The 24,565-nt window shown below is 64.8% G+C and carries 15 protein-coding genes, 1 tRNA gene and 8 pseudogenes; 9 read left to right on the forward strand and 15 right to left on the reverse strand.

Features of this window, described 5'->3' with window-relative positions; genetic code table 11:
* Positions 1-30: 30 nt before the first annotated feature.
* On the forward strand, positions 31-1,014 hold the full coding sequence (locus T428_RS25945; protein ID WP_051465137.1) for an MlaD family protein: 984 nt from the start codon (positions 31-33) through the stop codon (positions 1,012-1,014).
* An 11-nt stretch (positions 1,015-1,025) separates the two neighbouring features.
* Positions 1,026-1,292, forward strand: a pseudogene (locus tag T428_RS34100) (MlaD family protein); the annotation flags it as partial.
* Here the strand turns inward: T428_RS34100 and T428_RS25955 are convergent.
* From T428_RS25955 to T428_RS25965, 4 genes and pseudogenes are all read right to left on the reverse strand, one after another.
* The gene (locus tag T428_RS25955) at positions 1,285-2,553 is read right to left on the reverse strand and encodes a DUF3322 domain-containing protein (RefSeq protein ID WP_245604803.1); all 1,269 of its coding nucleotides are present in this window, start codon (positions 2,551-2,553) and stop codon (positions 1,285-1,287) included. The pseudogene T428_RS34100 and the gene T428_RS25955 sit on opposite strands and share 8 nt — an antisense overlap.
* Positions 2,550-5,948, reverse strand: a pseudogene (locus T428_RS25960) (ATP-binding protein). Before T428_RS25960 ends, T428_RS25955 begins: the two are co-directional and overlap by 4 nt.
* On the reverse strand, positions 5,941-6,528 hold the full coding sequence (locus T428_RS0105715; RefSeq protein ID WP_025735708.1) for a DUF4194 domain-containing protein: 588 nt from the start codon (positions 6,526-6,528) through the stop codon (positions 5,941-5,943). Before T428_RS0105715 ends, T428_RS25960 begins: the two are co-directional and overlap by 8 nt.
* Positions 6,525-7,966, reverse strand: a pseudogene (locus T428_RS25965) (DUF3375 domain-containing protein). Before T428_RS25965 ends, T428_RS0105715 begins: the two are co-directional and overlap by 4 nt.
* 224 nt (positions 7,967-8,190) lie before the next feature.
* On the opposite strand from T428_RS25965, the pseudogene T428_RS35975 reads away from it, so the two are divergent.
* The 4 genes and pseudogenes from T428_RS35975 to T428_RS25975 all read left to right on the forward strand — a co-directional run.
* A pseudogene (locus tag T428_RS35975) lies at positions 8,191-8,385 on the forward strand (helix-turn-helix domain-containing protein); the annotation flags it as partial.
* Positions 8,382-8,888, forward strand: a complete 507-nt coding sequence (locus T428_RS35980; protein ID WP_084298638.1) for a HipA N-terminal domain-containing protein — start codon at positions 8,382-8,384, stop codon at positions 8,886-8,888. The pseudogene T428_RS35975 and the gene T428_RS35980, both read left to right, overlap by 4 nt.
* Before the next feature lie 53 nt (positions 8,889-8,941).
* Entirely contained in the window at positions 8,942-9,592 is a 651-nt protein-coding gene (locus tag T428_RS0105730) for a HipA domain-containing protein (RefSeq protein WP_342666187.1), read from the forward strand.
* 183 nt (positions 9,593-9,775) lie between these two features.
* The gene (locus T428_RS25975; RefSeq protein WP_156942868.1) at positions 9,776-10,264 is read left to right on the forward strand and encodes a hypothetical protein; all 489 of its coding nucleotides are present in this window, start codon (positions 9,776-9,778) and stop codon (positions 10,262-10,264) included.
* A 48-nt stretch (positions 10,265-10,312) separates the two neighbouring features.
* Here T428_RS25975 and T428_RS0105740 read toward each other — a convergent pair.
* The 4 genes and pseudogenes from T428_RS0105740 to T428_RS25990 form a co-directional block, all read right to left on the reverse strand.
* Positions 10,313-10,386, reverse strand: a tRNA-Met gene (locus T428_RS0105740).
* A gap of 85 nt (positions 10,387-10,471) precedes the next feature.
* A pseudogene (locus T428_RS35985) lies at positions 10,472-10,999 on the reverse strand (cupin domain-containing protein).
* Positions 11,000-11,043: 44 nt separating this feature from the next.
* Positions 11,044-11,714: pseudogene (locus tag T428_RS25985) on the reverse strand (nitroreductase family protein).
* Positions 11,715-11,730: 16 nt separating this feature from the next.
* Positions 11,731-12,364 (reverse strand): annotated as a pseudogene (locus tag T428_RS25990) (HD domain-containing protein).
* A 120-nt stretch (positions 12,365-12,484) separates the two neighbouring features.
* Here T428_RS25990 and T428_RS0105760 point away from each other — a divergent pair.
* Positions 12,485-13,456, forward strand: coding sequence for a GlxA family transcriptional regulator (locus tag T428_RS0105760; protein WP_025735713.1), 972 nt, complete (start codon positions 12,485-12,487; stop codon positions 13,454-13,456).
* A gap of 1 nt (position 13,457) precedes the next feature.
* Here the strand turns inward: T428_RS0105760 and T428_RS0105765 are convergent, their stop codons facing one another.
* The 4 genes from T428_RS0105765 to T428_RS34115 are packed head-to-tail and all read right to left on the reverse strand — an operon-like array spanning position 13,458 to position 16,705.
* Complete coding sequence (locus T428_RS0105765) at positions 13,458-14,162, reverse strand: alpha/beta fold hydrolase (protein WP_245604806.1); 705 nt, start codon at positions 14,160-14,162, stop codon at positions 13,458-13,460.
* 11 nt (positions 14,163-14,173) lie between these two features.
* Positions 14,174-15,313: an LLM class flavin-dependent oxidoreductase gene (locus T428_RS0105770; RefSeq protein ID WP_025735715.1), complete on the reverse strand. Its 1,140-nt coding sequence runs from the start codon at positions 15,311-15,313 to the stop codon at positions 14,174-14,176.
* Positions 15,310-16,233, reverse strand: a complete 924-nt coding sequence (locus T428_RS25995; protein ID WP_245604807.1) for an NAD(P)/FAD-dependent oxidoreductase — start codon at positions 16,231-16,233, stop codon at positions 15,310-15,312. Before T428_RS25995 ends, T428_RS0105770 begins: the two co-directional genes overlap by 4 nt.
* Before the next feature lie 4 nt (positions 16,234-16,237).
* Positions 16,238-16,705 carry an FAD-dependent monooxygenase family protein gene (locus tag T428_RS34115; protein WP_245604808.1) on the reverse strand — a complete coding sequence of 156 codons (468 nt, stop codon included), beginning with the start codon at positions 16,703-16,705 and terminating at the stop codon, positions 16,238-16,240.
* Positions 16,706-17,027: 322 nt separating this feature from the next.
* Between T428_RS34115 and T428_RS0105780 the strand changes: the two genes are divergently transcribed.
* Complete coding sequence (locus T428_RS0105780) at positions 17,028-17,882, forward strand: helix-turn-helix domain-containing protein (RefSeq protein ID WP_245604809.1); 855 nt, start codon at positions 17,028-17,030, stop codon at positions 17,880-17,882.
* A 14-nt stretch (positions 17,883-17,896) separates the two neighbouring features.
* Here the strand turns inward: T428_RS0105780 and T428_RS0105785 are convergent, their stop codons facing one another.
* Both T428_RS0105785 and T428_RS0105790 read right to left on the reverse strand, forming a co-directional pair.
* Positions 17,897-20,881 carry a UPF0182 family protein gene (locus T428_RS0105785; RefSeq protein ID WP_025735717.1) on the reverse strand — a complete coding sequence of 995 codons (2,985 nt, stop codon included), beginning with the start codon at positions 20,879-20,881 and terminating at the stop codon, positions 17,897-17,899.
* Between the two features lie 59 nt (positions 20,882-20,940).
* A complete protein-coding gene (locus T428_RS0105790) occupies positions 20,941-21,963 on the reverse strand; it encodes a YlbL family protein (protein WP_025735718.1) in 1,023 nt (340 codons plus the stop codon).
* 78 nt (positions 21,964-22,041) lie between these two features.
* Between T428_RS0105790 and T428_RS0105795 the strand changes: the two genes are divergently transcribed.
* The gene (locus T428_RS0105795) at positions 22,042-23,421 is read left to right on the forward strand and encodes a zinc-dependent metalloprotease (protein WP_169733619.1); all 1,380 of its coding nucleotides are present in this window, start codon (positions 22,042-22,044) and stop codon (positions 23,419-23,421) included.
* Here the strand turns inward: T428_RS0105795 and pstS are convergent.
* Positions 23,418-24,520 (reverse strand): annotated as a pseudogene (pstS, locus tag T428_RS26000) (phosphate ABC transporter substrate-binding protein PstS). The gene T428_RS0105795 and the pseudogene pstS sit on opposite strands and share 4 nt — an antisense overlap.
* Positions 24,521-24,565: the final 45 nt, after the last annotated feature.

Consider the following 24,565-nt stretch of genomic DNA (forward strand, 5'->3'; position numbering starts at 1 on the left):
TAGGTACAGCAGTTCGCGTACTGCGCTGTCATGCCCGACGCCGTGGGCTTATATGTCAACAACCCGGTAACGCAGATGGGCATGCAGATCGGCAAGATTACCGCCATCACCCCCGAAAACCTGAGCGCTCGAGTGGATTTTGTCGTGACCGAAAAGCGGCCCCTCCCAAGTCATGTCAAGGCGGTCATCAGATCGGACTCGCTGCTTGCTGACCGCTCACTCGAGCTCGTCGGCAACTACCAGGGCGGGACTCAACTGCCAGCCGATGGCTGCATTCCGCTCGGCCGGTCGTTCACTCCTAAGAGCTTGTCTGAGGTTATCGGGGCGTCGACCAAGTTCGCCAATGCGATCAACCCTGACGGGTCAACAAACATCGGCGACGTCGTCAACGGCGTCGACCATGCGTTGCGCGGCCAAGGAGCCAACATCAACATGGCGCTGACCAAGGCGTCAGCACTGCTTGATTCGCCGGATCAGGCAATCGGAGACATCGGTTCCATCATGAAAAACATCTCGCAGTTGACTTCGACCGTCCGTGTGATAAGGCCAACTGTGAAGAGCACGCTCGAAGAGTTGGTGCAGGTGGGTCCAGAGGTTGCGTCAACGGCGCTGGGCGCGGACAAATTGTTCCACGGGCTCATACCGCTGATCACCATGGTCGCCGATTTGGAGACGCAGCTCGGCGGCGAATTTCAGCAAACTCTTGACTCGGTATCTGTCGTCGTGCGGAAAATCTCGCCGCGTGCGCCTTTCTATGCCAGCATGTTGAACGTCGCGCCCAGATTGATCAGCGGCCTAGCGAACTTCGCCGAAAGCCGCGGAACCTCCGGAGTCGCGGCGTTCACCATCAGGTATCGCCCGCCGCTGTACAGGGTGCGAACGCCGGATGGATGGGCCCAGTGCGGGCTTATGAACGCGGCGATGCCTGGCAGCTGCGCGAACATCGCCGGCATGCCGTACGCCGTCGACGTCAGCCTCTTGCAGTACGTACTGACCCAGGCCGCCAACCGATGAGACGCCAAATTATGCTAATCGCAGCGGTCCTGGCCTGCGTGCTCCCCGTGACGTCGTGTACACAGCTCGACGTCAACGCGTTACCACAGTCGGGCACTTCGTACCGCGATGGATACGACATCACTCTCGAATTCGAAGATGTTCTCAACCTGCCCGACCGGGCAAAGGTGCAGTTCAACGGCGTGACCGTCGGCGTCGTTACCCAGGTGACGATGACACGCCGACTTGTCGACGTCACTGCGCGAATCGGCGCCGACGTCGCGGTGCCATCTAACGCCCACGCGGCGCTGGAGCAAGCCACCGTGCTGGGCGACATCTACGTCGCCATCGATCCCCCAGAAACAGGTGCTCCGCCGGCAGCCAAGTTGGCTCCGGGCGGTCGGCTTCCATTGGCCCAAACGACGTCGCCACCACAGTTGGAAGATACGTTGGCGAGCCTCGCAACTTTCGTGGGAAGTGGGTCCCGTCGCTAACCAGCTCCGAATACAGCTCATACTCGTCAGGTGTCAGTCGCGCCAGGATTGATTTCGTGGGGTGGTCTTCGGTCACCCACCGATCGCGGTGGGCCAGCAGCGTGTCACGGTCCATCAGCACCGAGCGCGCCCGCGGGAGCCGCGCCCGGGGGCGGTCGAGAATGGCGAACCCGTGAGTGTCGATGTCTCCCCAGTAGAGGACGTCGGCCTCCGCCAGCCATCGCAGCCGACCTATGCTGTCGACTTCGAAGCCCTTCCCCCAGAACACAACCCCGTCTTCGGGGACATCGATGCTGAGATAGCTGATCTCGTTCTCGACGATTAGCGCAATGCGCGGTTCGACAGTGAGCTGCGCCAACTCGTCAAAACGCGCCGCAAACTCAGTCAGCGTCGGCCCCGGGAAGCCCAGCGACGGCGAGGGCCGGAGCCGCACCAATCCGGGCTTGCGCCGCAGACCCAGATCGGCCAGGAACCCGGTGGCCGTCGCTGAAACGCGAAGCATCGCGGCCAGGACTGGTCGATGCCTTTCGGCGAACTTGGTGTCAACGCCGGGGGCGCTGATCTCGCGAAGGTATCGCTGCGACTGACGGTGACTGTCCAGCCAAACGTAGGCAGCGATCAACTGTGGCATCTCGGGCGCCAGCTCAAGCGCGCGATGCGGATGGCCGACGATCCAGTCTCGGACCCGCGGATGCGGGTCTGTCAGGGCCAGGAGTTCGTCGAAGCGACGGACCGTCGTCGTAACGGCCAAGAGCGCACACGCCTGCTCGATCGAGGACACCACCGCACGGACGGGCAGGAGGTTGCGGCCGATCTGGCGGCCGCCGATCGACTGCCATCGCAGGGCATATCGGGTGTCGTCGCGTCGGCCCGCATCCAGGGCGGCCACCCACTCGCGGGCGGCAGCAATGTCGTCACCTACCTGCGACGGTTTGGGGCCGCGCAGCGGCACTTCGATCGTCTGAAAGGGATCGCCATTGGCGTGGGCCCGCAGCAGCGATCCGTCGTCCCACCGTCGTTTCACCCTGGCGGCAATGTCGGCTGGTGTGGTCCACGCGGCACTCACGACCGCGGTCCGTCACGCCGCGTCCGGTACTCCTCGATGGTCATGGTCCACAAGCGGGAGAACGTTCCGGTCGGATTGTCAACGTAGCCAATCGCTTTCACGTAGGGTTCGATGACGTGAACCTTCTGCAGAGGGGTGACGATGAGAAGTTGCAACCCAAGGGTGGCGAAAAGCTGCAGCGCGTAGCGCGTGGAGACATCCCAACCGCGCCCGAACGCCTCGTCGATGACGGCGAACCGGAAGTCGCGTGACCGCTCGGCGCCCCACTCGAGCCCGAACTGATAGGCGAGTGACGCCGCGAGGATCGTATAAGCGAGCTTCTCCTTCTGACCGCCGGACTTTCCGTCCGAATCGCTGTAATGCTCCCATTCCTCATCGGTTTCGGCGTCGCGCTCGGACGCCGAGAAGACGAACCAGTTGCGCACGTCGGTGACGCGCCGGGTCCACGTCCTGTCGGATTCGGCGTGGTTGTCGCGGCCCCAGAAGCGCTCAATGATCCGCTTGACGTCTCCGAAGCGCTGCTCGGAGTATTGATCGCCGTCGATCGAGTGGCTGTCGTTGGTCAGGTTGCGCAGGTCCGAACGGAATAGCACGATGTCCTGGTTGGTAGTCGCCTCCTTCTCCAGCCGGATGTAGCGACCCGGGTTGTACGGTACTGCGCCGAGCGCCTCGTTGATGCGATCCACGCGCTCGTCGATCGCCGATGCCTGCCGGTTGAGCCAATTGTTGAAGCCCGCGAGTTCCTGGATGGCGTTCTTGTTGAGTTGCTCCTTGAACTCGGCCTCGAAACGCGGGAGGTCATCGGTCGCGACACGATCGCGGAACACCAAAAAGTCCTGGCGTGCCTCGACATTGGCGTCCATGTCCGCGCGAAGCTCGGGCCAGCGACGCAAGACTTCGCTCATGTACTGAGTGAGGTTCAGCGCGTGGCCGTTGAGTTGGCCGGCGAGGCGTTCGATGCGCCGGTGCAGATCCTCCGACAGCGTTACCTCCGCGGCGGCGCAGTCCGCCGCGCGGACCGGGCGGTTCCTCCCCAGGCGCTCGTAGAGGGCGGCATACGAGGCGCGGGCGGTGATCAGCTCTTCGTCTGGCTGCGCCGCGACAAACTCATCGTCGCGCCTCTTTCCTTGCTCCGCTGCCCTTTTCGCCGCTGCAGTGGTGGCGAGCTTGCCGGTGAGCCGTTCGATCAACTCCCCCACGACGTTGGCTTGCGCTTCATTCTCGTCAAGCGCCCGCGCGATCTCCTCCAGTCGCGAAGAGCCGGCCAGCAAGCGAACGCGTTCGGCGTCATGATCGTTCGCACGCGACTCGGCCTCGTCGACATCAAGGTCGTTCCAAGAGCGGTATTCCTCAAGCCAGGCAAGGGCTTGCAGCTTTGTCTGCACCGCATCCCGCTGCGCATCGAGCCTAGTCAACTCGGCAGTAGCCGTCGCCTGCTGTTCTTGCAGCTCGGCGAGTTCGTCGCGAAGCACGGCAATCTTTCGCTCGTTCGCCCAGCCAAGAACCCAGCGACGGGGATCGTCGACGCGGTGCCGGTCGTCCTTCTCGTGGCGATCACCCGAGCGCACCTGGCCTTCGCGAGTCACGGCGCGGCGCTGGCCGCGAAACTCCTGAAGGCTCAGCGCGCATCGGTAGTCGGCCCGTTTCGTGAGCTCGTCGGCGACGTACTGATGGAAGGGCCCGTCCTTGACCTCGATGCAGTCAACGAGCCAAAGGCCTTCTTGCCCCGGCGATTGCAGCGGAACCCGTTGCCTGGCAACCCTTTCGTAGACGAGCTTGGCTCCGATCGCCTCACCGCCGCGGCCATGGAACGTGAGCCTTCGGCCGTTCACCCAACCGGCCACGGCGTCGTAGTGCTGTTGCGGCACCAGCAGCGACAGAGCGAACCCTCGCAGCACCCGCTCCGCGGCGCCCCGCCACTCGGCGTGTTCGTCGGTGACGTCAAGCAGTTCTCCGGCATAAGGTAAGGTCGTCCGGCGTCAGCCCGAGGGCCGCACACAGCTCCGCACGCACCTCGAACTGCTCGACGGGCAGGTTGCTGGTGCGTTGCTCCAGGCTCGTGAGTTTCTCGGAAATGATGCCGCACTGCCGCCCGAACTCCCTCTCCCGTCCGATCGCGTCGGCCGTGGCCATGTCGAGGGTCCGCTTCTCCCCGGCTAGTCGCGACCGCTCGGTGGGGGCCAAAGCAGCCAGTGCCGCGAAGTCATCGCTGCCGATGACTGGCTCCAACCCGGCATCGGTGACGGCGGCGTCGAATCGCGTCCGGGCGTGATGACGACTCTGGGCGTGGGCACGGGCCTCGCCCGCTAGGCGCTCCAGCTCGCCGATGCGGTCCCCGCCGGCCTTGGCGCGCTCCTCGATGAGGGAGTCGCGTTCGTCCTTTAGCCTCTGTTCCTTGGCCTTCGCGGCGTCCTGCTCCTGCCACAAGCGCGAGCCTTCAGCCTCCAGTTCGGCGATCTCGTCGGCGAGCAAACCGGAGCGCAGCTCGGCGATGAACAGCCGAACGGCCGATCGCTCGCGCTGTAACGACTCACGCTCGTCGAGCCCAGCGTCGTACTTTGCCGCGGCCGCCGCGACGGGCTCGAGCGCTTCGAGCTGCTCTCTCGCCCGTTTGACGGCGTCGTGGGCTTTGGTCAGGTCGTCGAAGTGGGCGATAATGTCGCGAACCCGCCCGGTGGAGTCGCTGGGCTCGAGCATGTGGTCGCGCACGAAGTCGTCAAGGTTTCCGACCGACTTCATCGAGACGGTCTGGTGGAACAGCTCGAGCGCTTGGTCGGATCGGATTCCCAGCAGGCGACGCAACGACGTTGCGTACTAGGGGAACTCGTCGAAGATCTCGGCTCCGGTAGCGCGCAGCCTCTTGCGGAGGTCGCGCAGGTCCGTGCCGAAGTCGGCGAAATCCGTTGCGATCGAGAGCGCTTTCGTCGCGGTGAGGAAAAGCGGTAGGGCTGGCCCGTGCTCTCGCGCTGCTGGAACACCTGGGCCAAGGTGACGGTCTCGTCGTATCCGTGGTTGACGAAGACCCCGAGGACAACCGAGTAGGTCCGCTTGTTCTCGCGCAGCCCCTTGGCACGCGAGCGCCCGGTGACCTCGTTTCGCTCGGACTTGTAATGGCCTTCGACGTAGGAGCGCAGGGTGCGTTCCTTGGCGTCGGCGCCCGCGGCCCTGTTGTAGGCGGCCTTGTGCGACGGCATCAGCAACGTGGTGAGCGCGTCGACAATCGTCGACTTGCCGGAGCCGATATCCCCGGTGAGCAGGGCGGTTTCGGTGTCGGGAGTCAGACGCCAAACCTGGGAGTCGAACGTGCCCCAGTTGAATACTTCGGTGTACTGAAGCCGGTAACCGGCCCTTGGGGTATCGCTGAGCCCGACCATCGAGAACAGTCCGTCAGTCATCACTGGCCACCGCTCCTGCATACTCTCGCAACTTGGTCGCGAAATCCGAAAGTGTCTGGGCGTCAACGTATGCCTTGAGGATGCGCCGCACTTCCCAATGGTCGCTTTGACCGCGGAGCTGCCGCAAAAACCCGAGTTCTACGGCCTTCCTGATGGTCGTCTCCGCCTGGTCCACGACTCGTGCGTCGTTCGTGGACTCGGCCTGGAAGAGTCGCAACATCTCGACGATCTGGTCAGTGGTCAGGACCAGTCGGCCGTCACCGCCGGTCGTCTCGAACTCGACGAGTCGCTTGCGCAGTAATACCAGCAGCAGGCTGACGTTGTAGGTCAGTGCCCGCCTGCGCACCAGGCGCGGGAGCGCCTCCTGCGCATCTTGGCCTTCGTCCTCAGGTCGGGATCGAAGATTCGCGTAGCCTTCGGCGTCGTCCACGACGACGTCGACCCCGATGGTGCCGAAATGGTCGCGCACACCGGCGCCGAGGCGTTCCAGCGTCGACCAGGTGTCTTCGTCAGACTCGCGGTAGACCACGCCCTGCATCAACCGGATGATCGAGCTGGCGACAGCATGCTCGCTGCTCATCGACGCCTCACCGTGACTTTCGGCAGCCTCGCCCTCTTAGTGGCATCCACGTCGGCGGGGTCGGAGTACTCCAGGAACGTCTCGTCGGTGTCATCCATCTCGACCGCCATGTCTTCGTCATTGAGCGCGAGGTAGCCGACGATCTCCGCCGCGCCCTGCTCGATGGGGTGCATCGCGACGACATCGGCCAGCAGCGCCGAGGAGTTCTCGGGCAGGACGGTGCGGATGACCTCGGCCAGGCGAGCCTGGTCGATGAACGTCTGAGCGAACAGCAGCTCGGCGTCGACCTCCTCGGTCGCCTCTGCGATCCGACTCTCAACCGCCACCGCCACGGGTGGTTGGTAGAGCGGGCGCTCGAACTGCAGCGCGATCTCGATGCCCGGCAGATCGACCTCGAGCCCGAAGTTCCGGGGATTGTCACGGAGCTCAAGAGCGACACCCTCCACGGCCCGGACCAGGTCGAGGACGCGCCGGTTCTCCAGCCAGACCTGGTCGTCGAGAAAGCGTCGCAGTTGTTCGGAAATCCGGCGGACTGTGCGCTGTGCCCGTTCGGCAGCTTCAGACCAGTCGTGGTGGATGCCGCGAATGCGGTGATCGGGCTCGATCGTGTCGAGAGCTGACACCCTGGTGAGCAACTCGGCAGTTCGGCCTGGCGTGACTCGGAGACCAGGAAGTCGTAGAACGCCTGGAAGCTACGCCCCTGATCGGAACCGGCGATCTCGGAGCGGCTTCCGACCAACTCGGCGAGCAGTTCGCCTTTGCAGCCGTCCCATGCCGCGATCTTTTCTCGCGCGGCGCGGTCCAGGAGCCGGAAGTTCTGTTCAACCTCTCGAAAGTCCGAGAGCAGTTCCCGGGCGGTGGTAGCGAGCTGTTGGTAGCGGTCGCGGACCCCGGTCGCGTCGAGCACCGTGATGACGCCGGCTTCGACGGCCGCGATCTCGGCGTCAAGTTCGTCGCGGCGGCGGCGTAGTTCGGTCAGCCGGACGTCGGGTTCGGCTTCGGTTCCGTGCACGATCTGGCGGAGCAGCTCGACCACGGTATGCAACCTGGACTCCGTTCCCACGAAGGACCTGCCCTTGAGGGCAATGACCCACGCGTAGGCCTTCTCGAATGCTGGGGTGACCTCGTAGTGAACTTCGTCGTCGCCGGGCGGATAGAACCGCCGCAGATAGGCGACGTCGGTGGCCGCCCAGTCTTCCAGATAGGACCGCGCGTCCTTCGGAAACCGTTCCTCCCCGCTCTCGGTGGAGATCTCGGTGTTCAGCGCGTGCAGGTGGTCGTCCAACCCCGCCGCGACCTCGCTTGCCGGGCAGGCGCCGCGGTTGCCCTCGACGAAAAACTCCCCGAGGAAGGCCAGGATCAGCGCGGAATTGCCGGCGCGCAGCAGCCGCCATGCGGGGTGTCGTTCCCGCAGCGCGTCGATCGCCGCGTAATCCACGAGGCAAGCGTAAGGAATCCGACCGACAGATCCGGGTCCACTCGCGGGGAATACCCGGCGCTCGATGTGAGATCGTCAGAAAATGTTGGAAAAAACCAACATCAGGACCACTCGGGAACAATGTGATGATTTCTTGCCATCAGCATCTCTGGCGACTAATGTGAGTAAATGGCAACATCTGGCGGTTATGAGATGACGCGCGCTCAGCTTCCGCACTCGGGCGTGCGCTCCGCGCTGCGCGTCAGGCCCAAGGACTGACTCAGAGCGAACTCGCCGAGCGATCCCGAACCAACCGATTCTCCATCGCCCAACTGGAAACCGGCGAGGCCACCAAGGCCATCGAGAAGCTGTTCGACACGCTCGCCGCACTTGATCTCGAACTGGTGGTCCGCCCTCGCCAAGGCTTGAAAACCCGATGAGCCTCGATATTTGGCTGCACGGAATACTCACCGCACGCGCCACCCTAAAATCCGCGGGACGCAAGATCGTGATCGAGTACACCGACGACGGGCGCCTCGACTATGGCGGCGGTGCGCCCATCCTGTCCTGCTCCCTACCCTCGATCCCGGGACCGAACGCACCCTCAGTCTCACGCTCCTTCCTGGAAGGATTGCTTCCGGAAGGGCACGCGTTACAGCACGCCGCCGCACGCCTGCGAGGCGTGGAACTCGACCTGGCCGGCGCTCCCGCAACCCCTTCAGATGTCATTGCACTCCTGGCCGAATACGGGCGGGAATGTGCTGGGGCAGTAGTTGTGGTGCCTTCCGGAGAAGGGTTGCCGACCGAGGGGCATTTGTCATCTCCGTTGAGCGAGCAGGAACTTGCCGACCTCATCCAGAATCTGCCGACGAGACCTCTCGGTGCCGACCCGGCAGGGGAATCCGGATGTCACTGCCGGGCGCCCAGGACAAACTGCTGCTGACCCGCGTGAACGGGCGGTGGTGCGTGCCCGTCGATGGCTAACCCTCGACCCACATCATCAAGCCCACCACCGTGTGGCCCCACAGTGCCGAGAACGAGGCACTAGTGCTCGCCCTGTCCCGGAAATGCGGCCTGTCAGATAACGCAGGGTGGGTCGAGCGAATCGGCGATGCGACCGCACTCGTTGCCGAGCGCTATGACCGGACCGTCAAGGGCGACGGAACAATACACCGCCTGCACCAGGAGGACATGTGTCAGGCCGTCGGGCTCCGCCCGAAAGACAAGTACCTGATCGGTCGGCCCTCCGAACGCATGGCCCGCGTGCTTCGGGAATTCGCCGACTCCCCACATCAGGAAATCATGAACATCTTCAAGCAGGTCGCATTCCGCGCGGTCGTCGGCGACGAGGACGGCCACGGCAAGAACTACTCACTGATGCTCCATGACGGAGTGGTCCTGATGTCGCCCCTATACGACTCGCCCTGCACGCTGGAATACCCCGAGCTATCAGGGACCATGGGCGCCAAGATCGGTGCCCGACAATCGCTCGCCAAAGTGGATCGGCAGGCGCTTCTCGACGAGGCGAAGGCCATGGGCCTCACCGCTCGCGTGGCCGAGCAGACGCTCGACGAACTCTCAACGAACGTCCGCGCAGGCATCCAGATCAACGAACGTCCGCGCAGGCATCCAGAGCCTGCCCAGTGACATCACCGAAGGCTGGCCGTCCGAACGCTTAATTGAGACGGTGACGGCGCGATTGCACAGACTCGAAACCGAACAGCCGCTCGGCGGCGTCAGACAATCATCCCGACCGAGCCGAACGCTGGATGCGATCACCGCCAACAAGCGCGGTGCCACCCCCGCCCGCCGAGGAACGACATCGACGCCGTGAGTCGACCGGAACGGCCGGGCGAGACGAGTCGCCGTGTGATCGAGGTCGCCCGAGGCTACGGGCTGTCCCGGTACTGGGTACACCAACTGGTCAATCTCTACTACGTTGAGGGGCCCGCCGCCTTCGAGTCGCACTCCCGACGCCCACACCACCACCGCCACGTGGTCAGCGCCGAGGTCGAAGACAAGATCGTGGGGCTGCGCAAGTCGCTATCCAGACGCGGCTACGACGCCGGCGCAGGCACCATCGCCGAACACTTGACCCGCGACCCGACCATCACGAATGTTCCTGCCATATCCACCATTTGGTGCATCCTGCACAAACGTGGATTCGTCACACCCGAACCCCACAAGCGCCCCCGCTCGGCCTGGAAACGCTTTGCCGCCGACCTCGACGACCACTCCCGCCTGCTGCTGGCCAGCCGCGACTACCAACCCCGCGGCGTCAAATGCGGAAACAGCCCCGAAAACAGGCTCAAGGTGTAAACGATGTCTCGGGACACCTGTCAACGATGTCCCGAGACATGACACTAGTAGCGGGGACAGGATTCGAACCTGCGACCTCTGGGTTATGAGCCCAGCGAGCTACCGAGCTGCTCCACCCCGCGTCGGTAAATGCAAGGTTACCGAACCGGTGTCGAGGCGACCAAATCGCGGGCTCAGCAGGGGTGACTCCGTTGATCAGTGCCTACCTCAATGGGAAGGCGGGTTCAGCCCGTATCGGTGCGCGATGTCGTCCATCCAGGCCGACGAACCATAGATCAGCCCGTACTTGTCGGCGAGTTCGCCGAACTCGGGCAGCTCGTGCAGGGGCCTGCCCCCGGGGTCATCGGCGTGCTCGACGAGCAGCTCACCGAGTTCCCGGAAGTAATTCTTGAACCCGCCCGGGGTGATGATCTCGACGATGCGGCCCGGCTCGCTGCCGGCGTTCCACATCGCGTGCATCTACCCGCGCGGTTTGGTGATGTAGCCACCGGGGCCGAGCACCACCTCGCTGTCGTCGGAGCGGAAGCCGATCTCACCGGCCAGCACGATCGAATGCTCGTCTTCGCGGGTGTGCCGGTGCGCCGCGGTGAGCAACCCGACCTCGAACGGATGCTCCACGATGGACACCTCCCCGCCGTTGGTCTTGCCGGACAGTTTGAACACCGCCCCGAAACCCGGGAGCGCCACGACCTCGCCCTCCCCCGGCCGCACCACCGTCACACCGATCTGGTTCATCTGGCCCACCTTCCTCGGTATACCCTTGCGCCGCAATGCCCGGTTCAGTGCGGCGGCCAGAGTGGTTGCGGCACTTCGATTCCGAATGGCTTGCCCCATTCGTTTCGCGATGAAACCTCGTGCACGGGATGGCGATTGGCCGCCACGCCCCACTTGCCCAGCGGGTAGCCGAGGGCCAACATCGCCGACATTTTCCAGCCCTCCTCGACCGGTACGCCCAACAGCTGGTTGACCTCGTCCTCGAAGTTGCGGAGCACCATCGTCATCACCCCGCCGACGCCCTCTGCCCGGGCGGCGAGCAACGCACTCCAAATCGCGGGATAGATGTTGGCGCCCCCGAGGTCGTCGATGGCAAAAAACGAAAAGGAGCAACGGAATTTCTTCGAAATAATCTGCCAGGTAGTCGCCCGAACTTTTCAGCCGGCGCATCGTGCCGGCGTGCGCGGCCGGGTCCGCACCGGAAGCCGTCGCGACCATCGGTCCCGTCCCCGACTTGAACTTGTCGTATTCCAGCGCGGGCCCGTCGGAACAAGCCGGCGAGCTCACGGATCAGTTCGCGATCGTCGACGGCCAGGAAGTGCCAGCGTTGGGTGTTACCTCCATCGGGAGCGCGAACGGCCGCGTTGAGAATGCGGGCCTGCGTGTCCAGCGGAATCGGATCCGGCCGCAGCCGGCGCATCATCCGGGTGGTGTAAAGGCCTTCATAAAGGTCCATGTCGCCATTCCCACCGTTACTCGGGCCAGTTGTTGGACAAGATGACGTCGACGAAGTCGTCGCGGACGAACGCCGGGTCGAAGTGCGCGAGCACGTCGTCATTCAGTGCCGAAGGTGCTGTGCGGGTGATGCTTCATGCCGTCGTTGAACGCAGTCAGGATGCGCCGCTTGAAATTCGGACGCGGATGAGCCGCGGTGACCGCATCCAGAGCCTCGGGAGACAGCTCGTCGCGCTCGATGCCCAACACGTCGGTTTCGACCCCGGCGGTCACCAAGGCGACTTCGGGTGCCAGGAATTCGGGGATGCCGGGAGTGGTTTGCAACGCGATGCTCAACCACACCTTGTCGGCGTCGGACCGATCGACGTCGTGCTCCAGCAGGAACGGCCGTGCCGCGTTGGCGCCGTCGACCTCGAAGCGCAGCATCGAGGTGCGGTAGCGCGCGGTGAGGCCGATGTCGTGGAACATCGCCCCCGCGTACAGCAGCTCCAGGTTGGGTTTCAGTCCGCGCCGGCGTCCCTGCAGGGCACCGAACAGGAAAACCCGGCGCGAGTGGTCGAAGAGCAAGTCGTCTTCGGCATCGCGGATGTGCGCCGTGATCTCGCGCACCAGTTCAGTGTCGGGGATCGCGATGCCGGCAATGGTGTCCATCACCTGAATATCCATGATCTGACCTCCTCGTTGGCGTTGGTTGTCAGTTTGCGGGGACACGGGCGGACCGACCCTTGTGGTTCCCGACGTCTTTGCCACAGAAAGCGACACAATGGTTTGGTGGCCGAAGCCGGAGCGCGTTCGAAAGTGGTGGTAATCGTCGTCTTCGACGGGGTGACGCTGTTGGATGTCGCGGGGGCCGGCGAAGTGTTCGTCGAGGCCAACCGGTTCGGCGCCGACTACCAGCTCAAGATCGCCTCGCTGGACGGCAACGATGTGACCAGCTCGATCGGGACGCGGTTGGGCGTCACCGACTCCCTTTCGGCAATCGAATCCGCCGATACCGTGATGGTCGCCGGCAGTGACAATCTGCCCCGGCAAGCAATTCATCCCGCGCTGGTCGGGGCCGTCAGAGCGGTGGGTGCCCGGACCAGGCGTCTGGCGTCGATCTGCACGGGGTCGTTCATCCTCGCGCAGGCCGGCTTGCTCAGCGGCCGGCGCGCCACCACGCACTGGCACGAAACCCGGCGATTGGCCCGGGCGTTCGGGGATGTCACCGTCGAGCCGGACGCGATCTTCGTCCGTGACGGCAACGTCTTCACCTCCGCCGGGGTCTCGTCGGGCATCGACCTGGCGCTGGCGTTGGTCGAAATGGATTACGGGACAGAGCTGGTCCGGGACGTGGCCCGGTGGCTGGTCGTTTATCTCAAACGCGCGGGCGGCCAATCACAGTTCTCGGTGTTGGTCGAGGCCGATCCCCCGGCGGGCTCGCCACTGCGCTCGGTCACCGATGCGATTGCGGCCGATACCGCTCGCGATCACAGCGTGTCCAAGCTCGCAGCCAAGGCGTCGTTGAGTACTCGTCAGCTGACCCAGCTGTTTCAGTCCGAGCTCGGTATGACACCGGCGCGTTACGTCGAGTTGGTTCGGATCGACTTAGCCCGCGCCGGGCTCGAAGCAGGGCGGACCGTCACGGAGACAGCGCATCTCGCGGGCTTCGGTAGCGTCGAAACGCTGCGCCGGGTATTCGTCAATCACCTCGGCATCAGCCCGAAAGCCTACCGGGATAGGTTCCGCACGGCCTGCGCCTGAATCAGGCCGACAAGATCGCGGCGGCCGCTTCGTCGGGGTGGGTCAGAATGCAGTTGTGGGTGCCCGGTACGACCGTCGGCCAGACACCGAGCCGCCCGGCGAATTCCGCGACGGGCCTTGGCAATGCGCGATCACTGTCACTGGCGATGTAGGCCGTGGGAACGTCGAGATCGCCCGCCTCGACGTCGAGGGCATCGAGGAAGTAACGACCGGGCTGAGCTGTCTGCAGCTCCGCAACCAACCGCTGAAGTTGTGCGGCGACGCCTTGCATCAATTCCCGCTCGACATACGCCAGGGTCGGTGCAATCGCGCCGACGGGTGATTCGTCGATCAGTCGCAGGATCAATTCCTTTTTCTCGGTTGGGTTTTCGTCTACCAATGACCTACCCCGATCAGGGACATGGGCGTTGAGGTAGACCAGCTTGTGCACGGTGTCCTGAAGCAGATGTGCCGCGCCGGCAGCAGGGTAGCCGCCCCAGCTGTGCGCGACCAGGACAACTTCGTCGAGTTCGCGCACCTTTTCGGCGATGTAGCCGACCGCGTCCCGCAGTCGGTGGCCCGCCGGGTCGTCGCCGTCGCCCAAACCTGGAAGTGTAATCCCGATCGCCCGATGCCCCTCGGCGCGAAGCCTTTTGGCTACCGGCCGCCAGGACCAGGCCCCCTGCCAGGCGCCGGGTATCAGCACATACGTCGGGGGTCGCAGCACGGTAGGGCAGCTCACAGTTTGCGCAGTCCGCGAAGGACTTTGGCGAACGAGACGTTTGCGGCCAGGCCGCGGCCGAGCCTGCGCTGCAGGCCGCTGATATTGCTGATCACCGGGTACTGCAAGCCCTGATCGCGCCATTCGGCCAACTGGTCGAGGATGTCGGCGGGGGTTCCGGTAAGCAGCATCTCGCGCAGCAGCGTTGGCGGTACGTCGGCGGTCAGCGACAGCACGGTCCGTTCGTCCAACGTCTGCGGGATGATGTCCTGAGCACCGGTGAAGTCGCCGCCAAGCGGATGATTCGCTCCGTGGGCGGCCCACAACGGGGCGGGTGCGTTGAGCGCGAACGCTCTCATCGGAGGCGAGTCCAACGCTTCCTCGATATGGTCGCGGCTGTGGCCGGTCATCACGAAGAACAAGCCCGCGGCGGTGATTGACCTCGGATCGCGCCCGGCGTCGCAGGCCGCGGCCCGGACCGTCGCCAGGCCGGCGGCGTAGTCCTTCGGCCGGTAGGTGAAGGAGGCGGGAAACCATCCATCCGCATACCGCCCGGTGGCCCGCAGCATGCGCGGCCCGTGCGCGGCGATCCAGACATCCAACCACCTCCCGCGGTAAGGCGGCAATCCGAACGCGGCGTTGCGCAGCGGGAAGAACGGCGAGTCGCGGGTGACGAGTTCACCGTCGGAGTTCCACAGCGTGCGAATGGTCGCCAGGGCTTCTTCGAAGCGCGCCACCGGCTTCGACCACTCCACGCCATACGGTTCGTTGCTGGCCCGGGCGCCCGTTCCGATTCCGAGGATCGCTCGTCCCCGGGTCATCAGATGTAACGTCGCCGCTGCTTGGGCGGTGACGGCGGGATTGCGCCGGCTGGCATCCGTCACCCCAATCCCAAGCCGCCGCTTTCCCAATCGGTTTCGGGCGACCAGATGACCCAGCACCGTCCAGGGGTCGTAGTGCGCGTCGATATTGGGCGCCAGTCGCGCACTTGCGACATACTCCGCGGTCATCACTGCCGGAGGAAACAGCGAGTTGATGTGGTCGGGCAACCAGTACGAGTCCATCCCCGTGCCGACCGCGGTGAGATAACCGAGGCTCACCAACGCCGTCGACGAGTAACGGGTGTGCAGCGGCTGTTCGATCAGGCCGACCTTCACGTGTTCACCTCGCGGTGGTCTGCGACGACCGCTGCCGGTATCCGTCCGCGTGCGGCGCGCGGCCCTTTAGCAACCCGGGCCACGATCGAGGGCCTCAGCAGTCGAGATGGCGGGTCAATCATGTTGGGTGAGCGTAAGAACTGCTGGACGACGGCGGGCTCGGTCTCGGCCGCGGCGAACACCCGTCCCAGATAAGCATTGGCCACTCGTACGCTGGCCGGCCGCTTGCCCGCGATCTGGGGTAACGCCAAATCCGAACTCACAGCCGAACGCCACGCCACGCGAATCTCCTTGGTGCAGTTGCGAAAATACCTCCGCTGCAGCCCACGATCACCTTGTGATAGGCAGTCGCGCAGGACGAGCGCCTCGATGGCCGCGACGGACATGCCTTGTCCGTAAAGCGGATTGAAGTTGCACAGCGCGTCGCCGATGACGATGAGCCCAGCGGGCATCCGAGCCAATTTGTCGTAACGGCGCCATCGGTTGGAGGGAAACCGATATTGGGTGACGTCCGCGAGCGGTTCGGCGCGCCGCGCGGCCGCCAGCACGTGCGCGGGCGCCAGCTCGCTCAGGCAATCCAGCAGTGCCGCGTGATCGGACGGCGCCGGCTGTCCTGCCACCGTCTGAACCGCGAGCATGTAGGTGTCATCCTGGCCGGCGAACATCGCGTACCCGCGCGGTCGGCTGGGGTGGGGCGCGGCGAACGCGATGAATTCGCGCAACGCGCCCGCGGGCAGGCGGACCGGCAACCCGGCGTAGGTGACGTGCACGGTCAGTTCGTCTTCCCGCGGCCGACGAAAGCCGAGCTGTTCGAGAAACACCGGGGTGCGCGACCCCCGTCCGGTGGCGTCCACGACAAGATCGGCACTCAGCGATGTCTCGGTGCCGGAGGCCCGGTGGGCCACCACCACGCCGGTCACCCGGTCACCCCGGACGGTCGAGGTGAGCCTGACCGCATCGTGGCCGTCGACAATCGTCTACGTTGGGAATCGCGGTCACCCGACGACGCAGGCTCCACTCCAAAAACACTCGGTACACGTAGTACATGGTCAGCGATTGCGGGTCGGGAATTCGGCCCGATCGCTGGAATTGGTGCCCGCTGAACGTGACACACAACCGCGACAGGTCGCCGTCGTCCCAAACTCGTGCGCCGGCGGCGACCAACTCGTCGAGAAAACCCGGGAACAGCTGATCCATGATCCGCATTCCGCGCGCCGCCGGAATGTGGGGCATGACGCCTTGCGGCACGCCGCGGCGGGACACCGGTTGGCCGGGCAGCATGTCTCGCTCGACGACCGTGACCTGGTCATACGATTCGGCCAGCACCCGGGCGGCCAGCAGCCCAGCGACACTGGGTCCGAAAACGATTGCGCAGCAGTGGGATTCAGGCAAGTTTCGTATTCTACTGTGACGTCGAAGTCCTACGGCGGTGGCCGCACATCAGGTCTATCGCGAGAGAAAGACGAAGGCGTGTCGCAGACGTGCGTGATGTACACCAGACGCGCGCCGACTACGGTTGCGCGTGCGGTGTCGCAATTTGTGGGAAAGCTGTCCTGTCTGAACCGGCCACCGAAACGCGCCGAACCCCACAATGGGCAGCGTGACTTCGCGACACGAGGGGCGTCCCGACTGCCGCGCGGGCCCGGAGCACACACCGGCATTCATCACGCCTGAAAACGTGTCGTACCGAACGGGTTTCGCGCCCGTGGCGAGAATGACGGCTTCGAGCGGCACCCTCTCGGCGGCCATCTGGCGATTCGAACACCAGTCGGAGTACGAATTGCGTGGTCCGGCGGTCGAGAACACGAACCTGATCTCGATCACGATAAGCGGGGCCCACCACCACACCTATTTCGGCAACGGCCGCCGCAAATGGAGCCGGGTGCACCCGCCCTTTCACATGAACGTGGTGGTCGCGGGTGAAGAACCGAGAGGAATTTTCCGCTCGGAGCGGCCATTCAGCTATCTGCACGTGTATCTCCCACACGCCATGGTCGAGCGGATCGCCGTGGACAGCGGCGCGGTCAAGGCGGGCCGGTCGGTCACCCTGATCGATCCGATGTGTTCCCGAGATCCACTGACCGAGCAGATCAGCCGGGGACTGGTCCACGAATTGAAACACCGCGACGGGTGTTCTCGCATGATGGTCGAGTCGTTCGGCCACCAACTTGCCGTGCGCCTGGTGCGTCAGCATTCGAGCGCCTCCGGGTCGGGGGCTCTCGCAGCGAAAAATGGCTCAGGATACCGTGATTGGCGGCTGCGACGCGCAATCAACTACCTCGAGGCGCACCTGTCGGCCGACGTGGGCCTCATCGAGGTCGCCGACGCGGTAGGCCTGTCACCGGGCCGCCTGACGGCGCTTTTTCGCGAGGGGACGGGCGAAACACCGCACCGTTGGCTGATGAACCGCCGCCTCACCCGGGCCTGTGAATTGCTGGCCACCCCGTCATACAGCGTCACCGAGATCGCCCACCGGTGCGGATTCGCTAGTTCTCAACACCTGGCCACCGTGATGCGCCGACGGCTCGCGACGACACCGACGGGCTACCGTCGAAGCATCCTCACCTGATCTAGAGAGCCGGCCTACTTGGTGTTGTTGTACTTGGTGATCGCATCGTCGAGCCGCTGCAGCGCCGCCCCATAGCCGGCGAAGTCGCCCTTCTTCTGGGCGTCCCGCGCTGCGTTGATCGCTGTCTCAATCTCTTGCAGGGCAGCGGCTTTCGCTGGCGACAGCGTCGTAGACCCGTCCGGGGCGGGGGGCACCGCCGTGGGCGGGTTGCTCGGGGCGTGTGGCGCACCCTGGGGCGCCGGCGGAGCCGCGGGCGGGTTCGCGGGCACCCCGGGATCGGTGGGGACGATTCCCGTCGCGGCCGCACCAGCACCGGGACCGAACAAGCCGGTGAGTGCATCACCGACGGTGGGGCCGTAGCCGATCTTGTCGTTGTACATCATCGCCACCCGGATCAACCGCGGGTACGACGAGGCGGCGTCGCTGGCGCCGGGAGAGGCGTAAACGGGCTCGACGTACAACAATCCGCCCTGCGCAACGGGCAGCGTCAGCAAGTTGCCCCAACGTATCCGGTTCTGGTTGTCTCGCCCGATCACACCGAGGTCCTGGGACACCGCCGGGTCGGTGGTGATCGCGTTGTTGGCCAGCTTCGGGCCGTTGACCTGACCCGGGATGGTCAGCACCGTGATCTTGCCGTACGTCGTGGGATCGGAGCTGGCACTGATGTAGGCGGCCAGGTAGTCGCGTTTGAACCTGTTCATCGCGCTGGTCAACTGATACGACGACGTATTGTCGTTCTTCGCAATGTTTTTCGCGACGATGTAATAGGGCGGCTGATAACTGCTGGCCGTCGGATTCGGATCCAGCGGCACATCCCAGAAATCCGACGTGGAGAAGAACGTCACCGGGTCGTTGACGTGATATTTCGCCAGCAGCATGCGCTGCACCTTGAACAGGTCCTCGGGATAGCGCAGATGCTCGGCAAGCTCGGGGGTGATGTCGGTCTTGGGCTTGACCGTGCCCGGGAACACCTGCATCCAGGCCTTCAGCACCGGGTCCTGCTCGTCCTGCTGATACAGCGTGACAGTCCCGTCGTACGCGTCGACCGTGGCCTTCACCGAGTTACGAATGTAGGACACCTGTTTGTCGGGACCCAGCTTGTTGAACGCCACCTCGGTGGAGTCGGCGGTCGCGGACTCCAGCGACGTGAGTTCGGAGTACGGGTAGTTGTCCAACGTGGTGTAGCCGTCGATGATCCACACCAGGCGCTTGTTGACGATCGCGGGGTACACCGCGCTGTCGGTGGTCAACCACGGAGCCACCGCCTCCACCCGGGCAGCCGGATCACGGTTGAACAGGATCTTGCTGTTGGAGCCGATCACGCTGGAAAACAGGAAGTTTCGCTCGGCGAACTTGGCCGCGAACACGCTGCGGGACAGCCAATCGCCGATCGGGACCCCCCCGAGCCCGGTATAGGTGTAGTTCTTGGTTTCGGTGTTGGTCTCGTAGTCGTACTCGCGGTCTGCGCCGTTCTTCCCGACGATCGCGTAGTCGGCCGAGGTGTTGGAGATGACCGGCCCGAAGTAGATGCGCGGCTGGTCCAGCGGCGCCGGTCCGTCGGACACCACGCTGCCGTTGGCGCCGACGACGTTGACGAGAAACTCCGGGTAGCCGCCGTTTTGGGTGGGATCGTTGGCGATGCCGCGCACGGTATTGGCGGGCGACGCGATGAATCCGTTGCCGTGGGTGTAGACGGTGTGCCGGTTGATCCAGTCGCTCTGGTTGTCGATCAGCCTGTCCGGGTTGAGTTCTCGCGCCGCGACCACGTAGTCGCGCAACACGCCGTTGCGGTCCAGGTAACGGTCGATCGACAGCTGGTCGGGGAAATAGTAGAAGTTCTTGCCCTGCTCGAACTGGGTGAACGCCGGGCTGATGATCGTCGGGTCAAGCAGCCGGATGTTCGAGGTCGTCGCGCGGTCGGCCGCGACCTGCTGGGCGGTGGCCTGACTGTCGCCGCTGTAATTGCGATAGGTCACCTGGTCGGACGTCAGCCCATACGCTTGCCGCGTCGCCGTGATGCTGCGGCCGATGTATTCGCTTTCCTTTTGCGCGGCATTGGGTCTCACACTGATCTGCTCGACGATCAACGGCCAACCGGCGCCCACGATCAACGACGACAGCAGTAACAACACCAGGCCGATCGCCGGAATCCGTAAGTCCTTCAGCACAATCGCGGAAAAGACCGCGGCGGCGCAGATCAGCGCGATCGCCATCAGGATCAGCTTGGCCGGCAGTACGGCATTGATGTCGGTGTAGCCGGCACCGGTGAACGGCTTGCCCCCGCGCGTGTGCGACAACAACTCGTAGCGGTCCAGCCAATAGGCGATGGCCTTGAGCAGCACCAGCGTGCCGATCAGGCTGACCAACTGGATCCGCGCCGAACGGCTCAGGACGCCGGTGCGCCCGGACAGCCGGATACCACCGAAGATGTAGTGCGCCAGCAGATTCGCCCCGAACGCCAAAAACACCGACACGAACAGGTAGCTGAGCACCAGCCGGTAGAACGGCAACTCGAATGCGTAGAAGCCGAGATCCTTGCCGAATTGCGGGTCACTGATCCCGAAGCTTTGGCCGTGCAGGAACAGCTGGATTCGCACCCAATAGCTCTGCGCGATGATTCCGGCCAGCAGTCCGATCGAGGCCGGGATCCCGATGGCCACCAGCCGCAACCGGGACATGACGACGGTGCGATAGCGCGCCACCGGGTCGTTGTCGTTGCTCGGGACGAACACCGGCCGGGTGCGGTAGGCCAGCGCGAGCCCGGCGAACACGATGCCCCCGACCAGCAGCCCGGCGATCAGGAACACCACGATGCGGGTCATCAGGACGGTGGTGAACACCGAGCGGTAGCTGAGCTCGCCGAACCACAGCCAGTCGACGTAGGCGTCGATGAGTCGCGGGCCGGCGAGCAGCAGCGCGATCACACCGAGCGCGATCAAAATCAGAATCCGGCTGCGCCGAGTCAGCTTCGGCATCCTTGCGGTGGGCCGCATCCCCACTGGCTACGCTCCCTGATCAATGTGACCTCGACGGTCACAACTGTACGCAGAATTGCGGGTTAGCAACTCGGCGCCTGACCTCCTTGTTGGATCGCGTGCAGCGCATCCACCGCTTGCCCGAGCGTCTCGACTTTCACCAACCGCAAGCCGTGCGGATTGTCCGAGGCCGCCTCGTAGCAATTCTTTGCCGGCACCAGAAACACCGTGGCACCGGCCTCCTGGGCGGCGACCATCTTGTGTGTGATGCCGCCGATCTGGCCGACCTTGCCGTCGGAGGTGATGGTGCCGGTCCCCGCGATGAACGTCGAACCGGCCAGATCACCGGTGGTGAGCTTGTCGACGACAGCCAGGCTGAACATCAGCCCGGCCGACGGACCACCCACATTGGCGAGGTTGAAGTCCACCGAAAACGGCGCCCACGGCGCGTCGAGCACCGCGACCCCCAGGAAGCCGTAGTCGCGGTCCTTGTTCGTGCCCAGCGTGATCTGCGCGACGCCGGCCGGCTCGTTCTTGCGGCGGTAGTCGATCGTCACGGTCTGGCCCGGTTTGGTGTTCTTCAGCAATCCGGTGAACTGCTCGACGTTGACCACCGGGGTGCCGTTGACCGCGTCGATGGCGTCGCCGGACTTCAGCTTGCCCGTCGACGGACCGGGGTCAGTGACGGTGGCGACGGTGACGGCGGGCGCGTATTTCAGATAACCCAGGGCAGCGTAGGCGGCGCTGTCCTCGGAGTCTTTGAAGGCGGCGTTGTTGGCCTTGTCGACGTCTTCGCGGGACTTGCCGGGCGGGTAGATGAGGTCGCGCGGCACCAGCTGCTCCTGGCCGGAGAACCACAGCGTGAGGGCCTCTCCCAGGCTCAGTTCGTCACGCTGGGACACCGTCGTCATGTTGAGATGCCCGGTCGTCGGGTGGGTTTGGGTGCCCACGATCGCGACCACTTGCTTACCGTCGACCTCACCGAGCGTGTCGAAAGTCGGGCCCGGGCCCAGCGAGACGAACGGCACCGTCACCACCGCGAGCAACACGCCGAAGACCAGGATCGGTACCAGCGCGACCACCAAGGTCAGAATCCGCCTGTTCACGCCGCTTACACTAACCGGACACCGCGGCGGCTCGTTCAGCTACAAGCGTGACGCCGGATGGCAACTTCTATTCCCGCGGTGAGTACCGTTGGGGTTATGGCTGACCTGCCTTTCGGCTTCTCCTCCGGAGAAGACCCCGAGCGCGACGAGCGCGGGAAGAAGAAGCCCGAGTCCGGCTCGGACCCGTTCGGCGCATTTGGCATGAGCGGGGATTTCAGCATGGGTGACCTGGGGCAGATCTTTACGCAGCTGGGTCAGATGTTCAGCAACGCGGGCAGCGGACCGGCCGGCGGCCCCGCGTCGGGACCCGTCAACTACGACCTGGCCCGCCAAGTCGCGACCAGCTCGATCGGCTTCGTCGCGCCGATCCCTGCCACGACGAACTCAGCGATCGCCGATGCGGTCCACCTCGCCGAGACCTGGCTCGACGGCGTCACCGCGCTGCCCGCCGGTACCACCAAGGCGGTCGGCTGGAGCCCCAACGACTGGGTGGACAATACCTTGGCGACCTGGAAGCGGCTGTGCGACCCGATGGCCCAACAGATCTCGACGGTGTGGGCGTCGTCGCTACCCGAGGAAGCCAAGAGCATGGCCGGTCCGCTGATGGCGATGATGTCGCAGATGGGCGGCATGGCGTTCGGCTCGCAGCTGGGCCAGGCCCTGGGCCGGTTGTCCCGCGAGGTGCTGACGTCGACCGACATCGGCTTGCCGCTGGGGCCCAAGGGTGTGGCGGCGATCATGCCGGACGCGGTGGAAACCTTCGCCGCCGGGCTCGAGCAGCCGCGCAGCGAGATCATGACGTTCCTGGCCGCCCGCGAAGCGGCCCACCACCGGCTGTTCAGCCATGTTCCCTGGCTGGCCAGCCAGCTGCTGGGCGCAGTCGAGGACTACGCCCGGGGCATGAAGATCGACATGAGCGGGATCGAGGAGCTGGCCCGGGACTTCAACCCCGCGTCGCTGTCCGACCCGGCCGCGATCGAAAACCTGCTCGGTCAGGGCGTTTTCGAGCCCAAAGCGACGCCCGCGCAGACCCAGGCGCTGGAACGGCTGGAGACACTGCTCGCGCTGATCGAGGGCTGGGTGCAGGTGGTGGTGACCGCCGCGTTGGGCGACCGGATTCCGGGCGCGGCCGCGCTCAGCGAGACGCTGCGCCGGCGCCGGGCCAGCGGCGGTCCGGCCGAGCAGACATTTGCCACGCTGGTCGGCCTGGAGCTGCGCCCGCGCAAGCTGCGGGAAGCCGCCGCCCTGTGGGAGCGGCTGACCGAAGCGGCCGGAATGGATGCTCGCGACGGCGTCTGGCAACATCCCGACCTGCTGCCGGGCGCCGAGGATCTCGACGAGCCCGCCGGGTTTATCGACCGCGTCATCGGCGGTGATACCAGCGGAATCGACGAGGCGATCGCACGACTCGAGCAAGACGACCCCGGCCCCGAGAGCGGACCTACCGGATCCGCCTAGGCGGTGATCTTGGCGATCTGGGCGTCGGACAACGTTCGCACCGCGTCCGGGATCGGCCTGAGGTAAATGTGAACGGCGTCAAGGAATTTGGGGCCGCTGCCGTCCGTCAAGACCCAGTGCAGGAAGGCCTGGATCGTCTGCGCGACGGCCGGGTCCTTCTGCTTGCTGTAGACGACGGCGTATTCGTAATTGACGATCGGGTAGCCCTCCGCGGCGGGTCCGTTGACCAACGAGATGACCTGGTTGGCCGGCGTTTGCGGCGCCGACCCAGCGGCCTCGGCCTCGACGCTATCGGCGTCGGGCAGCACGTAATGGCCTGAGGCATTGGCCAACTCGGCCTCGCCCAACCCCTTTTGCGCCGCCTCCGCCTGGTAGCGGGTGCCGAGGTAGGCGACGCAGCCCGGGCTCTGGGCGCAGCCGGCCACCACGGCGGCCATTCCGTTCTGACCCGACGCGCCCGGGAACGCGGGAAAGTCGACGGCGGTGGCGAAGCCGGGCGACTTGCCCACCCGTCGGGGTCTTGCTTGGACAGGTACTGGGTGAACAGGAACGTGTCGTTGCTTCCGGGGTCGGTGCGGTGCAGCGGCAGCACCGGGATCCCCGGCAGGTTCTGCCCGGGATTGAGGGCAGCGATCTGCGGGTTGTTCCACGTCTTGATCGCGCCCTTGTACATCGCGGCCTGCACTTTGCCGTTCAGCTTCAGGTGCCCGGCGACACCGGGCACGTTGTAGTTGACGTGCAGCGACGAGATGGCCAACGCGATGTTCAGCAGTCCCGGGTGCGCGGACATGTCGCCGTCGGTCAGGTAGAGCCCGGATGCGCCGATGTTGACCGCGCCGTCGGCGGCCTGCGCGATTCCATTGCCTGACACGTCGCTGTCGACGTTGATCGTGACGTTGGGGTACTTCGCGTGGTACGCCGCGGCCCACGCGTCCATCAGCGGGTAGAGGTTGTTGGAACCGATCTCGGTCAAGGTCACGTTCGACGTCAGCGGCGCGGTGGCGACGTGAGCGGCCGGGTTCGTCGGTTGCGAAGCGCAGGCCGCCGCGACGAGCAGCACCGGGACGACAAGCCGCAGCCCACCACGACGAATGTTCAACCGACCTCACCTCTGTCCTGATTCTGTGAACCGCGCCGAACGCCC

Origin of the sequence: Mycobacterium genavense ATCC 51234 (assembly GCF_000526915.1) — a bacterium.
Classification (GTDB): domain Bacteria; phylum Actinomycetota; class Actinomycetes; order Mycobacteriales; family Mycobacteriaceae; genus Mycobacterium; species Mycobacterium genavense.

Bases quoted from the DNA above. Each gene is read 5' to 3' on its own strand.
- T428_RS25945 (WP_051465137.1), top strand. From the start codon at position 31: ATGCCCGACGCCGTGGGCTTATATGTCAACAACCCGGTAACGCAGATG.
- T428_RS0105715 (WP_025735708.1), bottom strand. From the start codon at position 6,528: ATGAGCAGCGAGCATGCTGTCGCCAGCTCGATCATCCGGTTGATGCAG.
- T428_RS35980 (WP_084298638.1), top strand. From the start codon at position 8,382: ATGAGCCTCGATATTTGGCTGCACGGAATACTCACCGCACGCGCCACC.
- T428_RS0105780 (WP_245604809.1), top strand. From the start codon at position 17,028: ATGACGGCTTCGAGCGGCACCCTCTCGGCGGCCATCTGGCGATTCGAA.